The organism is Nocardia sp. AB354, from assembly GCF_049538315.1.
Taxonomy (GTDB): Bacteria; Actinomycetota; Actinomycetes; order Mycobacteriales; family Mycobacteriaceae; genus Nocardia; species Nocardia nova.
In genome coordinates, this window is the sequence record NZ_JBMVFU010000030.1 from 1 (window position 1) to 16,182 (window position 16,182).

The following is a 16,182-nucleotide window of genomic DNA, read 5'->3' on the forward strand; positions in this document are numbered from 1 at the left end:
ACCGAGATACGCAACCGACTCACCCGGCAACTCCCCACCTACATGATCCCGGCCGCAATCATGACACTTCCCGCACTACCGCTGACCGTCAACGGCAAACTCGACACCCGCGCCCTACCGGCACCCGAATACACCGCCGGCAAATACCGTGCCCCCACCAATCCCACAGAAGAAATCCTCACCACCATCTACGCCCACACACTCGGACTCGACCACGTCGGCATCGACGACTCGTTCTTCGACCTCGGCGGAGACAGCATTTCATCGATGCAGGTGGTGGCGCGGGCCCAAACGGCCGGTCTCGTGTTCAGGCCGCGCGATATCTTCGTCGAGCAGACCGTTGCCCGCCTGGCCGAGGTGGCGGAGGTGGCCGGCGGTGCCGACGGCCCGATCGACGACGGTGTCGGGCAGGTGGTCGCGACCCCGATCATGCGCTGGCTGCACAGTGTCCACGGCCCGATCGAGCAGTTCAATCTGATGGCGTTACTGCAGGCGCCCGCGGAGGTCACCGAGACCGACGTGGTGGTGATGGTGCAGGCCTTGCTGGATCGGCATGCCATGCTGCGGCTCCGCGTCGACGACGACGGCGCCGGTGGGTGGTCGCTGCGGGTGCCCGAGGCGGGGTCGGTGGATTCGAGCGCTTGTGTGCAAGCGGTCGACGAGTTGTCCGATGAGGAGCTGACGAAGGCGCAATCTCGGTTGAATCCGGCCGCCGGGGTGATGCTCAGCGCGCTGTGGGTCGCCTCCACCCGCCAGTTGGTGCTGATAGTGAACCATCTGGCCGTCGACGTGGTCTCGTGGCGGATTCTGCTGGACGACCTCAACATCGCCTGGGCGCAACACCGTGCGGGGCAACAGGTCACGTTGCCGACAGCCGGGACGTCGTTCGCCCGGTGGGCATCGCTGCTGGCCGAGTACGCGCACCGCCCGGAAATCGCCGGGCAGGCGGCCGCTTGGAGGAAGGTGGCGGCGATCCCCGCCGCGATCCCGCCGGTGCAGCCCGAGGATACGTTCGCCACCGCCGAGCACATGGAGGTGTCACTGGACGCCGAAACCACCCGCACGATCCTCGGTGAGGTGCCGGCCGCGTTCGATGCCGGGGTACACGAGATCCTGCTGATCGCGTACGCCTTGGCGTGGACGGAGTTTTCGGGCAGCGGCAGCACGCCGATCGGCATCGACGTCGAGGGCCACGGGCGCGAGGAGGAGCTGGCCCCCGATGTCGACCTGTCGCGCACCGTGGGATGGTTCACGACCAAATACCCGGTGTCGCTGGCGGTGGGTGGGCTCTCGTGGGCGCAGGTAGCGGCCGGCGAGACAGCGCTGGGTGTGGTGATCCGTGACGCCGAGGAGCAACTTCGTACGCTCCCGAACCCAGTGACCTACGGTCTGCTGCGCTACCTGAACACCGATGTCGACCTGGGCGGCTCCGACCCGCCGATCGGATTCAACTATCTGGGGCGCCTGGGCGTGCCGGTGCTCGACGCTTCGGCTGAGAGTGATGTCTGGCGGCTCGGTTATTGGGGCTCGTTGTTCACCGACAACGGCAATGCCGGTCGCGCGATGCCACTGGCGCACACCGCGGCCGTCAATGCGGTCACCGTCGACAGCGACAGCGGCCCGCGCCTGCACGCCCAGTGGACATGGGCGCCATCCAAACTCGATCGCGCGGCGATGACGGAGCTCAGCAGGCTGTGGTTCGAAGCCCTCGGTGGTATCTGCGCGTATGTGCGACACGGAGGGACCACGTCGACACCTTCCGATACCGCTCCCGCGCAGCAGAGTCAGCACGTCGATGCCGAGAAGAAGGCCGAGAACAAGCCCGGGAAAAAGCGTCTCAGCTACGCGGACTACCTTCACCTCGACGAGCTGCTCGGCGCTGTTCAGCCGTTGTTCGCGGGCGACGACCGTTTTGCTTGGAGCGACGAGAGGTACTTCCTGGTCGTCCACCAGACCTCCGAACTGTGGGTTTCGCAGATCCTGCTCGACCTCGAGCTCGCGCTGCAGTCCGCCCGTCTGGCGGAGTTCGACAACGCGGTCGATCGGTTGAAGCGTGCCAATGCCGTGCTCGAACTGATGCTGACGACAGAGAGCGCCCTACAGCATCTCGCGGTGGACGCCTTCCAGCAGTTCCGGCCTCGACTGCAGGGAGTGAGCGCGGCACAGTCGGACCAGTTGGCGACCTTGCTGACCGGCGTTCGCCACGCTCCCGTGGCAGCTCTGCTGGAGATCGTGGCCGACCGGCACGACGACGACAACACCCACCGCCGGCAGCGCCGCTATCTGGGCGCGCAGCTCGATGTGTTCATCGCCGGCCTCACGCGCTGGCGACTGAACCATCTGGACGTCGTCCGCCGCTTCATCGGCAACAGCCGGGGCACCGGGGGCACTGCCGGGCTCGGCTTCCTGATCGATCGTTTGAGTGATTCTTCGCGGCCGTCGTAGGACTCGCTGGTCGCACTGAGAGGTGTGGAATGCCGACACGTGCGTTGGTGCGCTACGGCACCCACCCGAGCCAGCACGGCACGCTCAGCCTTCCCGACTGCCCCGGCCACTGGCCGGTTGCCGTGGTCATCCATGGCGGATTCTGGCGAACGGCCTACGGTGCCGACCTGACCTCCGAGCCGGCCGAGGATCTGGCACGGCACGGCTTCGCCGCCTGGAACATCGAATATCGGAGAGTGGGCGGCGACCCGGACCGCGGCGGCGGTGGTTGGCCGGCCACCTGTCTCGACGTTGCCGCCGCCGTAGACCGGCTGGCCGCGATCGGCCGGAATTGGGAAGTCGGCAGTCTCGACCTGTCACGAGTCGTCGCGATCGGGCATTCGGCGGGAGGTCAGCTGGCCGGCTGGCTGGCCGGTCGAGGATCGCTGCCCGCCGATTGTCCCGGAGCCTCGCCCGTTGTACCGCTGACCGGGTTCGTCAGCCAGGCGGGAGTTTTGGACCTCGAGCTCGCGCTGAAGGAGGACCTGGGTTCCGGAGCCATCCGAAACTTCCTGGGCGCCTGGGCAGACGACCCCGCGGCCCGGTCGCTGGCTTGCCCCAGCGCGTTACTTCCGATGGGCGTTCCCTCGATGTGCGTGCACGGCACCGCTGATGAGGACGTGCCACTCAGCCAGTCGCAGCGCTTCGTCGCCACAGCCCGACAGGCCGGGGACGACTCCCGGCTACTCGTGCTCCCCGGCATCGACCACTACGCACTCATCGACGTGACGTCCGCCGCGTGGGCGGCCTGCCGCGCGGCGGTCATAGATCTGGCGCGCTGAACCTCGCCACCCACACCACCCGACCAGCTCCCACGATTTCGCTCACCGCGGCCGAGAGTTCAGTGGCTTCCTAGCTCAGGGTCTTCAGCGCCGCCGCATCGTAGGCCTTCAGTTCGTCGATCCGGCCGCCCAGCACCTTGGCCGCCCATTCCGGGTCCTGCAGGAGGGCCCGGCCGACGGCGACCAGGTCGAACTCGTCGCGTTCCAGGCGGTCGAGGAGGTTGTCGAGGCTGCCGAGTTCGGCGCCGCGGCCCGTGAAGGCGTGGAGGAAGTCGCCGTCGAGGCCGACCGAGCCGACGGTGATGGTGGGCTTGCCGGTGAGCTTCTTGGTCCACCCGGCCAGGTTCAGGTCCGAGCCCTCGAACTCCGGGAGCCAGTACCGGCGGGTGGAGGCGTGGAAGGCATCGACACCGGCGGCGGCCAGCGGCGCCAGGATCGCGTCGAGTTCCTGCGGGGTCTCGGCGAGCCGCGCGTTGTAGGCCTCCTGCTTCCACTGCGAGAAGCGGAAGATCACCGGGAAGCCGGGCGACACGGCCGCGCGGACCGCGGCGACAATCTCGGTTGCGAACCTGGTGCGCGCCAAGGGATCTCCACCGTAGGCATCGGTGCGGCGGTTCGTGCGCGCCCACAGGAACTGGTCGATGAGGTAGCCGTGGGCGCCGTGCAGTTCGACCCCGTCGAAACCGATGCGCTCGGCGTCCGCGGCGGCCTCGGCGAAGGCGGCGACGACGTCGTCCAGGTCGCGCTGCGTCATCGCGTCCCCGGTCCCCTCGGTGCCGTCGACGCGGATGCCGGAGGGGCCCATGGCCGGGGCCTCGGGGTAGGGCTGTTCGCCGTGGTTGCGGACCATGCCGATGTGCCACAGTTGCGGCACGATCGTGCCGCCCGCCGCGTGCACGTCCGCGGCGACCTTCGCCCAGCCCGCCAACTGCTCGGCACCGTGGAATCGCGGTACCCGATCGCTCTGACCGGCCGACGCGTGCCCGACGTAGGTCCCCTCGGTAACGATCAGACCGACACCGGCGGCAGCCCGGCGCGCGTAGTAGGACCGCACGTCGTCGCCGGGAATGCCGCCCGGGGAGAACATGCGCGTCATCGGCGCCATCACGATGCGGTTGGGGATGGTCAGGCTGTTCACGGACACAGGCCGGGACAGGATTTCCGCTGCGCGGGAGACGTCGGACGCGGTGACGGGCACGGGTTGCTCCTCGTAGAAACTTGACAACTTTGATGGTTGATAACCTCAAGCAATTCCCACGGTAGGGGTCAATAGTTGAGATGGTCAAGTTTCGGGACGTAGGATGAATTGCATGGCAGAGGTTCAGCACATCGACACAGCCCAGCTCATGGAGCTGCTCTCGGTGTCGCTGGGCGTCTACTACAGCGACTTCACGGCCGCCGCGGCGAGTGAGAACCTCACCGCGAGCCAGGGCAAAACCTTGACGGTGCTGCGCCGGGGTCCTGCCGCGATGCGCACCCTGGCCGAGATACTGGCGTGCGACGCGTCCAACGTCACCGGGATCATCGACCGGCTGGAGAAGCGGGGTCTCGTGCGACGGGAGGCCAGCGCATCCGACCGCCGCGTGACCAATCTGGTCATCACGTCCGAGGGCGAGTGCGCCGTCGACGCGATCCGCGCGACAATGCACCGGACCCGAGAAGGCCTGAGCAGGCTCGGCGACGAGGACCGAGCCCTCCTGTACACGCTCCTGGAACGGGCTTTCGTCGAGCCCTGACGCCCGACAAGTCCGGGGCTCGGCGTACCAACCCGGTTGCGCTGCAGTCACTTTGCCGAAGGGCGCGGGCTGGTTCGTAGTCGTGAAGGCTGGACGTGGACGTCATCGAACACTCTTCGATCGGTCGCCGTCTCCGCGAGAAACGCGCCACCGCAGCGATTTTCACTCCCCGAGCGGGTGTCGCGTCCGGTCCGTGACGAAACGCGACACCCGCACAGCGTTACTTCTGAGGGTTGGTGAGGGTGTTGTACATCTGGACCAAGGAGACCACCGCGGCGGGGCCGCCGATGGCGACCGTGCCGATCGCGGCACCGAGCGCCGCACCGGAGATGGCTCCAGCGATACAGCCTCCGGGTGCGCCGGCGAAGAACAGCGGCGGCATCAGCGCGGTGCCGACCACCGCACCGGCCACACAGCCGCCGGCGAGACCGATCGCGGTACCCAGGAGAACACCGAGTCCGGAGGCCAGGCCGACCTGGTTGGCGGCCACACCGAGCGCGCCGTTGAAGTCGTCCTGGGAGAAGATCGGCTTCGCATCGGGCTGCGTCGAGGCGACGGCGTCGGCAGGGTTACGACTGGGGGTGAGCGTCGCGGTGCGGCCATCGGCATCGATCTGCGCGGCGATGGGCCAGTCCTTGTGATCGAGCCGATAGGTCAGGGGCATACCGAAGGCGAGATTGCCATTGCCGTCGAGCATTTCGAACTGGTTTCCGCGAGTGGTCAGCCGGCCCGCATCGGTGCGCAGCACTACCGACTGGTCGACCACGTTGGCGGTGTAGTGAATCCCGGGGGCGACGTCGGTGCTTATCGTCGCGTCGGGTTTACCGGCCGCCGGGGCGGACGGCGCCGGCGTGTCGGCGTATGCGGTACCGGCGGAGACCGTCAGCGCGGCGATCGCGATCGCGGAGGTGGCGGCGAACTTCTTCATGGTCTTCATCAGGAGTCCTTCTTCGTGAGCACGAATGCCCACGAGTCGAAAAGTGGTGAGTAAAACGACAGTGGCGGACCATCTCTTCTGCCCGCGAGCAAAGGCCGGCTGCGAGCAGAAACAGCTACACGGCAATACCGAAGGCCGGCCACATGATCCCGGAGGAAAACAGCCGTACACATTCCCATCCGATAGCGCCGCGTGAATATCGCAACGATACAGATGATCAGATCGACCGCACCGAAGTAAAGTATCGAATAACCACTTGTGGGAATATTCGCCGCAGGCCACGGTCCATTGCCCGCGATATGAATCTCGGTCGGTACGAGGAGGTGCGGTTGCCGAGCGTTCGCGCCGAACCGATAACCGGTCAGGCCGCTAACACAACCGGCAATGGGAAAGGAGGGCCACGACGAGAAATCGCGCCCCGCAGCAGAATCGCGTCCCGCCGATCGGCGGCGTACCGCACACCGGAGAGGGGGTCGTCGAGGGCAGGGCGGGGCGAAAACGTCGACAGCAGAGTCCACACGAGCCCGGTAACCGCGCGATACAACCGCTCGGCCGCCGCGATGAGCAGGGCACACAGCATCGTGGCGGACGTGTGAGCGGCGAGCATGATCCATCCCCCGCCGCAGCCACTGATCTCGGATGGATGCGAAGGTCGCGGCGGCTCCGTCGATGCCAATGCCGTGTGGCCGAGCAACTGCCCCAGGGCCAGCATTCCGAACAACCGCAACCGGCCGCGGCCGGCCGAGGAACCCACTACCGAACCGACTACGCCACTGACCAGCAACACGAGCATAAGCGCAGCAGAATTCGGAGAGTCCCCTTCGATACCGTGCGCCGCGAAAGCCAATATCCCGCACGTGACGCCGGCCAGGCCACCACGAATTCGGTCACTCGACCACATCATGACAAAGACCTCGCGTCCGCCCCGCCGAACGAAAACGGCGATGTGTCGGCAACACAGACGAGCGACATCATCGGCGACCTTCACCATAATCGGAACCAACCAGGCGGAACGCAAGCACTATAACCACGAAGAGGGAAAGACGAAAAATCCGAGCAGTCTCGCCGGAATGCGTTTCCAGCTCAATCGAGGAAAGGTTGATTCGGACGTGAAAGTGGCGTTGGTGCGATACGTCTGTTTTTTCCGATCTGTCCTGTAAATCCCTTTATCGACAACCGCGGCCCCCGACGGAAATGAACCTGCGGCTCTCGAGTCACGCCGCGGGCACACCGGTCGGCAGCGAGTCTTGCCAGAATGCGCCGTGAGCTTGCCAGAAATCGGAAGTGTTGGCGTCTAACGTTTTTCGTGCGCCCAGGGGTGGTCGCGGCGGGCACACTGATCGCGGATCCGCAAGCAGGAGGGGAGATCCGCGCTCAGGCCGGAGCTGTAGCTTGAAGCCGTTCTTCGGCCGGCCGCGCGAAAGGGAACTTCTCTTGGATTCGGAGTATCAGTGGGAGGAGGAATCGTCGACATCCGCTGAGACACTCGCCGAGCGGATGGAGTACTGGCACCACTACCTGCGGAGTCGGCAAGGGTCGGTGGGATTGGCGTTCGGCGACGACGCCGACGACTTCACCTGGTCGACCACCGCGCAGCGAGTCGGCCGGATGCAGATCGTGCGCTTCGATTCCGATCCCGTGCACTACCGCCGCACCGGACGAGATGTGCGCAGCGACGGCGACGACAGCTACCGGTTGCTGCTACCGCTGCGCGGGGAATTCAAGTTCGCGCAGGGTGATTCCGCGGAAGTCGTCACTCCCGGCACATTGGCATTCTTCCACTGGGGTGCGCCGCTGGTGATGCGTCAGGACGAGCCACTGCGAGCGCTGATCATGACCGTCCCGGAGACGTCGGTGGATCTCTCCCGCGCCAGGAACGCTCCCCTCGCACTCGACGGACGTCGGCCCTTGGTGCGATCGCTGGTGCGCCAGATCGGTGAGCTGCACGCCGGTCACGGAGACTGGACCGCAGTGGATTTCGCGGTCGCGTACTCCAGCGCCCTCGTGTTGCTCGACGGTGTGCTCAACCACGATCACACGCACGTCGCTGGGGGCGGAAAATACGCGAATCTGGCTGCCCGTGCACGCGAGATCATGGAAATACACTGCGGTGACAGCAGACTGACCCCGGACGCCGTCGCCGGCCTGTGCGGTTGCTCGCGCCGGACGCTGCACAGCGCCCTCACCGAGGCGACCGGTCTGGCCCCGGCGGCACTGCTGCGCACGATTCGTCTCGACCGCGCGCGGCAGCGCTTGTCGTCTCCCCTGCCGGTGGACATGGACACGGTCGCGCACCACACCGGGTTCACCACCACACGCCGGTTCCGCGAAGCCTTCCAGCGCCGGTACGGCCGGAGCCCGGAGCAGATGCGCGCCGAGCTGTACGGGTCGTAGCGGAGTCCCGCCGTCGCACGCCGTGTCCTCACCCGAAACCCTTGACCTGCAGCGGGGTTGAGGTATCACACTGGGGCGGTGACCGACTATCTGCTGCGCCCGATCGGATCCGTCGAATCCGAACTCACGGACCTCGCTACCGCACCACGCCAGCCCGACGAAGGCGCCCCGCCGGCCTGGATCGTGCTCGACGACCGCTACGCCGAGGCGCTGGAGGGGCTCGAGCCCGGGATGGACCTCGTTCTGCTGACCTGGCTCGACCGCGCCGACCGCGACACCCTGACCCTCCATCCCCGTGGTGACACGAGCCGTCCGCTCAGCGGAGTGTTCAGCACGCGCGCACCACACCGCCCGAACCCGATCGGGCTGCACGAGGTCCGGATCCTGTCCATCGCCGGCGCCCGCATCCGCGTCGCCCACCTGGAAGCCTTCGACGGCACCCCGGTCCTCGACATCAAGCCCGTGCTCGCGGCGTCCGCGGCGAACCGGTGAGAGGAGATACGCCCTGCGGTCAGTCGTTGTCGCAGAGCGCTTTCAAGGTCCGCGGGACTTCCTCGGCCGGTAGATAGCATCCGGTCTGCTCGAAACCGCCGATCGTGTGGGTGCTGTAGTCGCCGTAGCCGATACGGAGGAAGTCGTCGCCGCTGAGGCCGTGCACGGTCCAGTCGAAGGCCACCCGGGCCCGGGCGACGAGGGTGCGCAGCGCCATCAGGTGATAGCCGCGCGTGACGAATTGTGCTGGGATGCCGCGCAATCCGATCTTCAGCGGGCGCGCCACCGCATCGGCGCCGCCGAGGTCGACCACCAACCCGAGGTCCTGGTGCCGGTACGGCGTCGGCCGCTCGCCACGAAGCGCGGCCACCAGATTCTTGCCGAGGTGACGTCCCTGCCGCATGGCGTGCTGCGCGGTGGGAGCGCACACCGCGCCCGCACCGGCGGTCAGGTCGGGTACCGCGGCCGCATCGCCGCAGGCCCATACACCGGTGAGTCCCGGCACGGTGAAATCGGCTGCCGCGACGATGCGGCCCTTCTCCGTCGCCGCACCGAGGTGTCCGGCGAGAGGGCTGGGGACCACACCGGCGGTCCACAGCACCGTCCGCGTCGGGATGAACCGGCCGTTGGTGAGTTGAACCCCGTGGGCGGTAACCTCTTTCGCCGACGTACCGGTGATGAGTTCGATGCCGCGTTCGGCCAGATTCCGTTTGGCCTGTTCCCCCAGTCGCTGCCCGAGTTCGGGCATGATCCGATCGCCGTGGGTGACCAGATGCCAGCGCACCATGCCGGATTCCAGCTTCGGGAAATACCGGCGCGCGGCGGCCCGGGTGACCTTGTTCAGCACCGCCGCGGTCTCGGTACCGGCGTAACCGGCGCCGATGGTGACGAAGTTCAGCCGCTCCCGGTCTTCCTCCTCGCCGCCGCGCACGGCGGCGACGTCCAACTGCTGCAGGACGTGGTCACGCAGGAACATGGCCTCGGCGAGCGTCTTCATCCCGAATCCGTACTCGTCCAGTCCGGGCACATCGAGGACGCGAGTGATACTGCCCGGCACCAGCACCAGATGGTCGTAGTCGAGAGCGCTGTCGGTGCCCGCGGATCCGCGCACCACGACCTGCCGGGTATCCGGATGCACCCCGATCGCCATCCCCGGCACCACCTCGGTGCGGCGCAACACCCGCCGCAGCGACACCGTGATCGACCGCGGATTCAGCACACCCGAGGCGACCTGCGGCAGCAGCGGCAGATAGAGCAGCCCCGCATCCGGTGTCACGAGTTGGATGAACGCCTCGTCGGAGCTGAGATGACGTTCCAGGTAACGGGCACATTCGACGCCGGAGAAACCACCGCCGATGATCACGATCTTCGCGGGACTCACGAATTCACTCTACTGATCGCGACCGAAGACGCGGGTCGCGTTCGGGGGCCGGGCCGATGCGGTGGCAGCGGCGAAAGTCGAATCGGCGCAAGGCATCAGCGGCGCCGGACAGTTGCCGGTGGTTCGCCCGCTATGCCGTGGCGTCCGGAACCGGGAACTGGCCGGCGTCGCGGGCCGAATGCTTCGGCGCCAATTGCACGCCGGCGAGTCCGGTCCAGCACAGACTGGCGGTCGTGGCGATGGCCTCGTGTTTGGGCAGGGGTTTGCCGGTGGCCACCCAGTCCCGCGCACACGACTGAGCGATGGCGACCAGCTCGGCCGTGATCAGCCAGCCGTGCTCGGCGCGCGGTAGCGGATGCGGTGCCAGCGCCTGCGCGAGCGTGTCGATACAGATGGTGGCGGCCTGATGGGCGATGCGTTGCGCCGACGGTTCGTCGGCCACGGCGGCGCCGGCCAGCAGGGCGGCACTGCGTGGCCGAGTGTCGGCGAAGTCGAACACCGCTGCTACCGACGCCTCCACGATCGATCGCATGCCCTCGGCGGGTTCGAGTGCGGCGGTGAGCGTCTCCTCCAGGTCCTGCATCGCCTCGTGCAGAACGGCCAGATACAGTTCCAGCTTGCTCGAGAACGACTTGTACAGGACCGGCTTGCTGATCCCGGCCCGGCAGGCTATCTCCTCCATGCCCGCGGCCCGATACCCACACGCGGCGAACAAACCGGCCGCCGCGGCCAGGATCACCCGCCGACGCCGCTGCCTGGCCTGCGTCATCTGTCTGTCCACCTGGCACCTCCTCCGCTCACGGTACCGACGCCCGGGTCCGCCACAACCGCCGCCCGCACGATCGGCGGATTACCGCGTGCCGCATTCGGGTCGCTCACCGGCCGATTGCCGGGTGGGCGGCGGACGCATGTAACCTTTCCTCCCAGGAACTCGCACCTGAGGCGGGTTCACCCCAGCCTGGTGTGGTCAGAAGGGAGATACCGATGGGTAAGCGTGGGCGTAAGAAGCGCAGCCGCCGTAAGAATGCGGCCAACCACGGCAAGCGGCCCAACTCCTGAGCCGTTGCGCCGTGCGCCCCGGGACCGCCCAGCGGACTCGGTGCACTGCTGAAGACGACAATGCGGCACGCCATCACGGATGGCGTGCCGCATTCGCGTTTCCGGTCAGGACTCGCGTTCGACCCGGGTTTCGGTGACGGTGATCGACCGCCGGATGTCGAGAGTGAGCCGCTCGCGCAGCGATTCGGGGGCCCGGTCCCCACCGCATTTGCGGCTCAGCAGGCGCTTGAGCTTCTCCTCCAGACCGTATGCCTCGATACACGGCGAGCAATGGTCCATGTGGTGCTGCAATCGCGCCCGCGTGGCATCGTCGCATTCACCGTCGAGAATCAGCCAGACGTCGGTGAGGACCGCCGAACAGTCCAGTTCCATCTCGTCCCCGGCGCCCCGATCCTCGTGCTCGTGCCCACTGGTGCTCACTGGGTTACCTCCTGACGCGCCCCGTTGCCCGTTCGGTTCCGGTCGAACCCCCGCTCGTGCGCGACATCGGCCAACAGCCCCTTGAGCTGTTTGCGCCCGCGGTGCAGCCGGGACATGACGGTGCCGATCGGAGTCCCCATGATGTCGGCAATCTCCTTGTAGGGGAAGCCCTCCACGTCGGCGTAGTACACCGCCATCCGGAATTCCTCCGGCAGCGACTGCAGTGCCGCCTTGATGTCGTCGTCGGGCAGCGCCTCCAGCGCCTCCATCTCCGCCGAGCGCAGACCGGTGGAGGTGTGCTCGGCCGTCGCGGCGAGCTGCCAGTCGGTGATCTCGTCGGTGGGGTACTGCGCGGGCTGGCGCTGCTTCTTGCGATAGGAGTTGATGTAGGTGTTGGTCAGGATCCGATACAGCCAGGCCCGCAGGTTGGTGCCCTCCCGGAAGGACCGGAAACCCTGATAGGCCTTGGCGAAGGTCTCCTGCACCAGATCCTCGGCGTCGGCCGGGTTGCGGGTCATCCGCAGGGCCGCACCGTAGAGCTGATCCAGCAGCGGCAGCGCGTCCCGCTCGAAGCGCTGCGCGAGTTCGGCCTCGTCGGCAGTGGAGCGCACGGTCGAATCGTCGTCGCTGTCCGCGTCCTCGGCGTCGCGAGCGTCGGAATCCTCGGACGTGAGGTCGTCGTCCACCGGGTCGTCGGGGATCTCGATATCCTCCGGTCGGGAACCGCCCGCGGTGTCACCGCGGGGGCGATCGGCCGCCAGTTCGTCGTCGCTCGTCACGGAAGTCCCTTCGGTCGCCGTAGCATCTGAATCTACCGCGCGCGAGGGTCGCCGATCGAACCCGGTGTCCGGGATCATGATGTCGATCAGCGGGTACGACAGCGAGTCGCCGGTCGTTACCGGGCGTTCGTCGACGAGGACGGTCACCGGCATCTCCTTCGAACTTTTCCGATCTCGAGCGGCTGCGAAGGCAGCTGCGCTGTGCTGGCGGAACAGTGCAACATGCGGGGCCTCCACTGTGTTCCCACGGCCGCGTCACACCCGGCGAAACGCGATTGCCGGGGATGAACCGGCGCCGCTAGGGTGGCCGGCATGGCCGCATCGACACCCGCGATCCGGGCGCTGACCCAGGCGAAGGTGCCCCATGCGGTGCATTCCTATCCCCACGATCCGCGCAGCGATTCCTACGGCGACGAGGCCGTCACCGCCTTGTCGGAGCGGGTGGGTGTGACGGCCGCTCAGATCTTCAAGACGCTGATCATCGAACTGTCGACCGGCACCCCCGCGATCGCGGTGCTTCCGGTTCCGCACTCGCTGGCGTTGAAGGCGGCGGCCGCGGCTCTGGGCGCGCCCAAGGCGGCCATGGCCGACAAGGCGAAGGCCCAGCGCGTCACCGGTTACGTCCTGGGCGGCGTGTCGCCGCTGGGGCAGAAGCGCGCACTCCCCACCGTGGTGGACGAATCCGCCCTGAGCTGGGATCGCATCCTCGTGAGCGCCGGGAAGCGCGGCCTCGAGATCGAACTCGCGCCCGCGGAGTTGATCCGGTTGACCGGCGCGGTCACAGCGTCCGTCAGCGCCTGATTTCTCGCATGCGGTGAGATCCGACCGCCCTCATCGGAAATATTTGTGTGTAACAACTAGTTGGTGTATACAAATAGTTGATTGATGCAAGTAGTTTTCGGCCCGGTATGCGGCCGATCGGGTGGAAACGGAGGTCCGACATGGACAGCGAGCAGGTGATCGATCAGATCGCCCAGCAGCTGATTCGCCTGGGGCGGATCCGGGAGCGGACCAACGCCCAGGTGGCAGCGGCATCGCACGGCGACATCGATCTCTCCGCCTACCGCATCATCTTCCGCCTGCTCTGCGACGGCCCGATGCGCTCCGGCGCGCTGGCCGAGGCTATGTACTCCGACGCGTCCACGATCAGCCGCCAGGTGGCGGCCTTGGTCAAGCGCGGCCTGTTGCGCCGCGAGGCCGATCCCAGCGACGGCCGCGCCAGCGTCCTGATCGTCACCGACGCCGGCGAGGAAATGGCCGCCCACCTGCGCGTGCGGCGCAACGAGATGATCGGGCGCATCCTGGCCGACTGGAACGACCCCGACCGCGAGCTGTTCGCGGTCCTGCTGCACCGCTTCGTCGACGACTACGAAGCCGCACGACCGGCGATACTCACCCTCCCCTCCCCCACGGAAGGCCCTGCGACGGAGAAGAATTCGTGACGACAACCACCACCCCGGCCGCGGCCGGCACCGCACCGAACGCCGCGGGTTTCACCCACCGGCAGGTGCTGGTGATCATGAGCGGCCTGATCCTCGGCATGCTGCTGGCCTCCCTGGACCAGACCATCGTGTCCACGGCCATCCGCACCATTTCCGATGATCTCAGCGGCTATTCGCTGCAGGCGTGGGTCACCACCGCCTATCTCATCACCGCGACCCTCAGCACGCCGCTGTACGGGAAGCTGTCGGATATGTTCGGGCGCAAGCCCTTCTATCTGGCGGCGATCGCCATCTTCGTCGCCGGGTCGCTGCTGTGCACCATGGCCCAGTCGATGTACGAGCTGGCCGCCTTCCGCGCATTTCAGGGACTGGGCGCGGGCGGGCTGATGTCGCTGGCGCTGACCATCATGGGAGATATCGTCTCGCCGCGGGAGCGCGCCCGCTATCAGGGCTACTTCCTGGCCGTCTTCGGCACCTCGAGTGTCGTGGGGCCCGTGCTGGGCGGCCTGTTCGCAGGTCAGCCGGCCATTCTCGGCATCGACGGCTGGCGCTGGGTGTTCCTGGTGAACGTGCCGATCGGACTGCTCGCCTTCGCCGTGGTCACCAAGGTCCTGCAGTTGCCGCGCCGCCCGCATCCCGGGGTGCGGATCGACTGGTGGGGCGTGCTGATGCTCGCGGTGGGCATCGTTCCGCTGCTGGTGGTGGCCGAGCAGGGCCGGGAATGGGGCTGGGGCAGTCCGAATGCCATCGCCTGCTATCTGATCGGCGCGGCCGGCGTACTGGGCTTCATCGCGGTCGAGGCGAAACTCGGCGATCTGGCGCTGATTCCGCTGCGGATGTTCAAGAATTCGACGTTCGCGCTGGGCGTGGTCATCTCGTTCGTGGTGGGCGCCGGCATGTTCGGCGGGATCTCTTTGCTGCCGCAGTATCTGCAGGTGGTGCGCGGATCGAGTCCGACCGTCGCCGGCCTGCAGATGCTGCCCATGGTGCTCGGCATGATGACGGCCTCGGTGATCGCGGGCCAGACCATCTCCCGCACCGGCCGCTATCGCGTTTTCCCGCTGATCGGCGCCGGTCTGCTGACGCTCGGGCTGTTCCTGCTGCATCTGATCGGCGCCGACAGCCCGCTGTGGCTGGTGATGATCTTCATGGCGATCGCCGGACTCGGCCTCGGCAACCTCATGCAGCCGCTCACGCTGGCCTTGCAGAATGCCCTGCCGCCGAAGGATATGGGCGTGTCCACGGCCGCGGCCACCTTCTTCCGGCAGATCGGCGGCACCCTGGGCGTGGCGGTCTTCCTGTCCATTCTGTTCGCGCAGCTGACGCCGCATATCAGTGACGAATTGCACAGCGCGGCAACACAACCGGCCTATCAGCAGGCCGTGATCGCCGGTGCGCACAGCGGCAATCCCGCCGATGCGGCGCTGTCGAAAGGTTTGCTGTCCCATGATGTCTCGGCGGCCGGGCAGGTGATGAGCGACAGTTCGGTGATCCAGCAGTTGAATCCGACGCTGGCCCGCCCGTTCCAGGTCGGCTTCGCCGATTCGATGGACACCGTATTCCTCGCCGTCACCGCCATCGCCGGTATCGCGCTGTTGCTGGTGGTGTTCTGGAAGGAAGTACCGCTACGCACGGCGGGTGGGCTGCAGGCGAGTGCGGAGACCGATCAGCCGCGTGCCCTGGTCGATGCCGACTCCGCTCCGGCGGGCGGTGAGAAGGCCGAACCGACCGCGACAGCGGTGCGGGCAGAGCCGGATCCGGCGGCGACTCCACAGAGGTGATCCGGCGGCAACACTGCGCTGGACACGCTGCGCCACACCCACGATTCCCGCGAATTACCCGAAGCTCACCTGTCTCTGTGCGTTACTGGTCGGGCAGTTCGTTCTCTCCCGATTCGTTCCGAACCGAGGATGTGATGCGAAATGATCCATCGTCCGCGCGTACGTAGCCTGCTCGCCGCGACCGCAGGCGCCGCACTGCTCACCCTGGGATCCGGCCTGCTGACGGCAGCGCCCGCCGACGCTGCTCCGAGCGCGCCAATCCCCGTCCACGATCCGAACTATCCGCTCGGCGGCGACGCCGAACATCCGGGCCCGCCGGAGCAGGACCCACAGGCGGAGAAGGCCGAGAAGCTGGGCGGCCACGCCACCACCGACATCATCGAACTGGCCACCGACACCACCACGAAGATCGTCGAGATGGGCGCCGACGTTCTGAAATGTGGGCTGAATATCGCGATGCCATCCGTGAAATGTGACTAGCGGCAGGCCGACAGC

At 67.0% G+C, this 16,182-nt stretch carries 17 protein-coding genes; 10 read left to right on the forward strand and 7 right to left on the reverse strand.

The features are described 5' to 3' along the window. Nucleotides 1-2,445 (forward strand): tryptophan 2,3-dioxygenase family protein (locus tag ACPCUW_RS30655; RefSeq protein WP_423428683.1); only part of this gene is annotated, 2,445 nt, incomplete at its 5' end. Nucleotides 2,446-2,474: 29 nt separating this feature from the next. Beyond that, a complete protein-coding gene (locus ACPCUW_RS30660) occupies nt 2,475-3,266 on the forward strand; it encodes an alpha/beta hydrolase family protein (protein ID WP_423428684.1) in 792 nt (263 codons plus the stop codon). A 70-nt stretch (nt 3,267-3,336) separates the two neighbouring features. Here the strand turns inward: ACPCUW_RS30660 and ACPCUW_RS30665 are convergent, their stop codons facing one another. Then, complete coding sequence (locus ACPCUW_RS30665) at nt 3,337-4,464, reverse strand: NADH:flavin oxidoreductase (protein ID WP_423428685.1); 1,128 nt, start codon at nt 4,462-4,464, stop codon at nt 3,337-3,339. Nucleotides 4,465-4,576: 112 nt separating this feature from the next. Here ACPCUW_RS30665 and ACPCUW_RS30670 point away from each other — a divergent pair, with 112 nt between their 5' ends. Beyond that, the gene (locus ACPCUW_RS30670) at nt 4,577-5,002 is read left to right on the forward strand and encodes a MarR family winged helix-turn-helix transcriptional regulator (RefSeq protein ID WP_423428686.1); all 426 of its coding nucleotides are present in this window, start codon (nt 4,577-4,579) and stop codon (nt 5,000-5,002) included. A gap of 220 nt (nt 5,003-5,222) precedes the next feature. Here ACPCUW_RS30670 and ACPCUW_RS30675 read toward each other — a convergent pair whose 3' ends face one another. Then, on the reverse strand, nt 5,223-5,939 hold the full coding sequence (locus tag ACPCUW_RS30675; protein ID WP_423428688.1) for a hypothetical protein: 717 nt from the start codon (nt 5,937-5,939) through the stop codon (nt 5,223-5,225). 361 nt (nt 5,940-6,300) lie between these two features. Then, nucleotides 6,301-6,930, reverse strand: coding sequence for a hypothetical protein (locus tag ACPCUW_RS30680; protein ID WP_423428689.1), 630 nt, complete (start codon nt 6,928-6,930; stop codon nt 6,301-6,303). 443 nt (nt 6,931-7,373) lie between these two features. On the opposite strand from ACPCUW_RS30680, the gene ACPCUW_RS30685 reads away from it, so the two are divergent. Continuing rightward, nucleotides 7,374-8,333 (forward strand): helix-turn-helix domain-containing protein, encoded by a 960-nt coding sequence (locus ACPCUW_RS30685; RefSeq protein WP_423428691.1) that lies wholly within the window; start codon nt 7,374-7,376, stop codon nt 8,331-8,333. 78 nt (nt 8,334-8,411) lie between these two features. Beyond that, a complete protein-coding gene (gene tsaA / locus ACPCUW_RS30690) occupies nt 8,412-8,825 on the forward strand; it encodes a tRNA (N6-threonylcarbamoyladenosine(37)-N6)-methyltransferase TrmO (RefSeq protein ID WP_030515053.1) in 414 nt (137 codons plus the stop codon). 19 nt (nt 8,826-8,844) lie between these two features. Here tsaA and ACPCUW_RS30695 read toward each other — a convergent pair whose 3' ends face one another. Next, entirely contained in the window at nt 8,845-10,206 is a 1,362-nt protein-coding gene (locus ACPCUW_RS30695) for an NAD(P)/FAD-dependent oxidoreductase (RefSeq protein WP_423428693.1), read from the reverse strand. 130 nt (nt 10,207-10,336) lie between these two features. Beyond that, nucleotides 10,337-10,987 (reverse strand): TetR/AcrR family transcriptional regulator, encoded by a 651-nt coding sequence (locus ACPCUW_RS30700; RefSeq protein ID WP_423428694.1) that lies wholly within the window; start codon nt 10,985-10,987, stop codon nt 10,337-10,339. A gap of 203 nt (nt 10,988-11,190) precedes the next feature. Here ACPCUW_RS30700 and ACPCUW_RS30705 point away from each other — a divergent pair, with 203 nt between their 5' ends. Then, a complete protein-coding gene (locus tag ACPCUW_RS30705) occupies nt 11,191-11,265 on the forward strand; it encodes a 50S ribosomal protein bL37 (RefSeq protein WP_369801531.1) in 75 nt (24 codons plus the stop codon). Between the two features lie 105 nt (nt 11,266-11,370). Here ACPCUW_RS30705 and rsrA read toward each other — a convergent pair whose 3' ends face one another. After that, nucleotides 11,371-11,637, reverse strand: a complete 267-nt coding sequence (gene rsrA, locus ACPCUW_RS30710) for a mycothiol system anti-sigma-R factor (protein ID WP_030515050.1) — start codon at nt 11,635-11,637, stop codon at nt 11,371-11,373. A 44-nt stretch (nt 11,638-11,681) separates the two neighbouring features. Next, complete coding sequence (locus ACPCUW_RS30715; RefSeq protein ID WP_423428763.1) at nt 11,682-12,296, reverse strand: sigma-70 family RNA polymerase sigma factor; 615 nt, start codon at nt 12,294-12,296, stop codon at nt 11,682-11,684. A 471-nt stretch (nt 12,297-12,767) separates the two neighbouring features. Between ACPCUW_RS30715 and ybaK the strand changes: the two genes are divergently transcribed. The 4 genes from ybaK (at nt 12,768) to ACPCUW_RS30735 (ending at nt 16,167) form a co-directional block, all read left to right on the forward strand. Continuing rightward, nucleotides 12,768-13,265, forward strand: coding sequence for a Cys-tRNA(Pro) deacylase (ybaK, locus tag ACPCUW_RS30720; protein ID WP_423428696.1), 498 nt, complete (start codon nt 12,768-12,770; stop codon nt 13,263-13,265). A 140-nt stretch (nt 13,266-13,405) separates the two neighbouring features. Then, complete coding sequence (locus ACPCUW_RS30725; RefSeq protein ID WP_423428697.1) at nt 13,406-13,906, forward strand: MarR family winged helix-turn-helix transcriptional regulator; 501 nt, start codon at nt 13,406-13,408, stop codon at nt 13,904-13,906. A gap of 77 nt (nt 13,907-13,983) precedes the next feature. After that, nucleotides 13,984-15,687, forward strand: a complete 1,704-nt coding sequence (locus ACPCUW_RS30730; RefSeq protein ID WP_423428765.1) for an MDR family MFS transporter — start codon at nt 13,984-13,986, stop codon at nt 15,685-15,687. A gap of 141 nt (nt 15,688-15,828) precedes the next feature. Beyond that, nucleotides 15,829-16,167, forward strand: coding sequence for a hypothetical protein (locus tag ACPCUW_RS30735; protein WP_423428699.1), 339 nt, complete (start codon nt 15,829-15,831; stop codon nt 16,165-16,167). Nucleotides 16,168-16,182: the final 15 nt, after the last annotated feature.

Coding starts and splice junctions, on each gene's coding strand:
- ACPCUW_RS30660 (WP_423428684.1), top strand. CDS start 2,475: ATGCCGACACGTGCGTTGGTGCGCTACGGCACCCACCCGAGCCAGCAC.
- rsrA (WP_030515050.1), bottom strand. CDS start 11,637: ATGGAACTGGACTGTTCGGCGGTCCTCACCGACGTCTGGCTGATTCTC.
- ACPCUW_RS30675 (WP_423428688.1), bottom strand. CDS start 5,939: ATGAAGACCATGAAGAAGTTCGCCGCCACCTCCGCGATCGCGATCGCC.
- ACPCUW_RS30730 (WP_423428765.1), top strand. CDS start 13,984: ATGAGCGGCCTGATCCTCGGCATGCTGCTGGCCTCCCTGGACCAGACC.
- ACPCUW_RS30680 (WP_423428689.1), bottom strand. CDS start 6,930: ATGGTGAAGGTCGCCGATGATGTCGCTCGTCTGTGTTGCCGACACATC.
- ACPCUW_RS30735 (WP_423428699.1), top strand. CDS start 15,829: ATGATCCATCGTCCGCGCGTACGTAGCCTGCTCGCCGCGACCGCAGGC.
- ACPCUW_RS30670 (WP_423428686.1), top strand. CDS start 4,577: ATGGCAGAGGTTCAGCACATCGACACAGCCCAGCTCATGGAGCTGCTC.
- ACPCUW_RS30725 (WP_423428697.1), top strand. CDS start 13,406: ATGGACAGCGAGCAGGTGATCGATCAGATCGCCCAGCAGCTGATTCGC.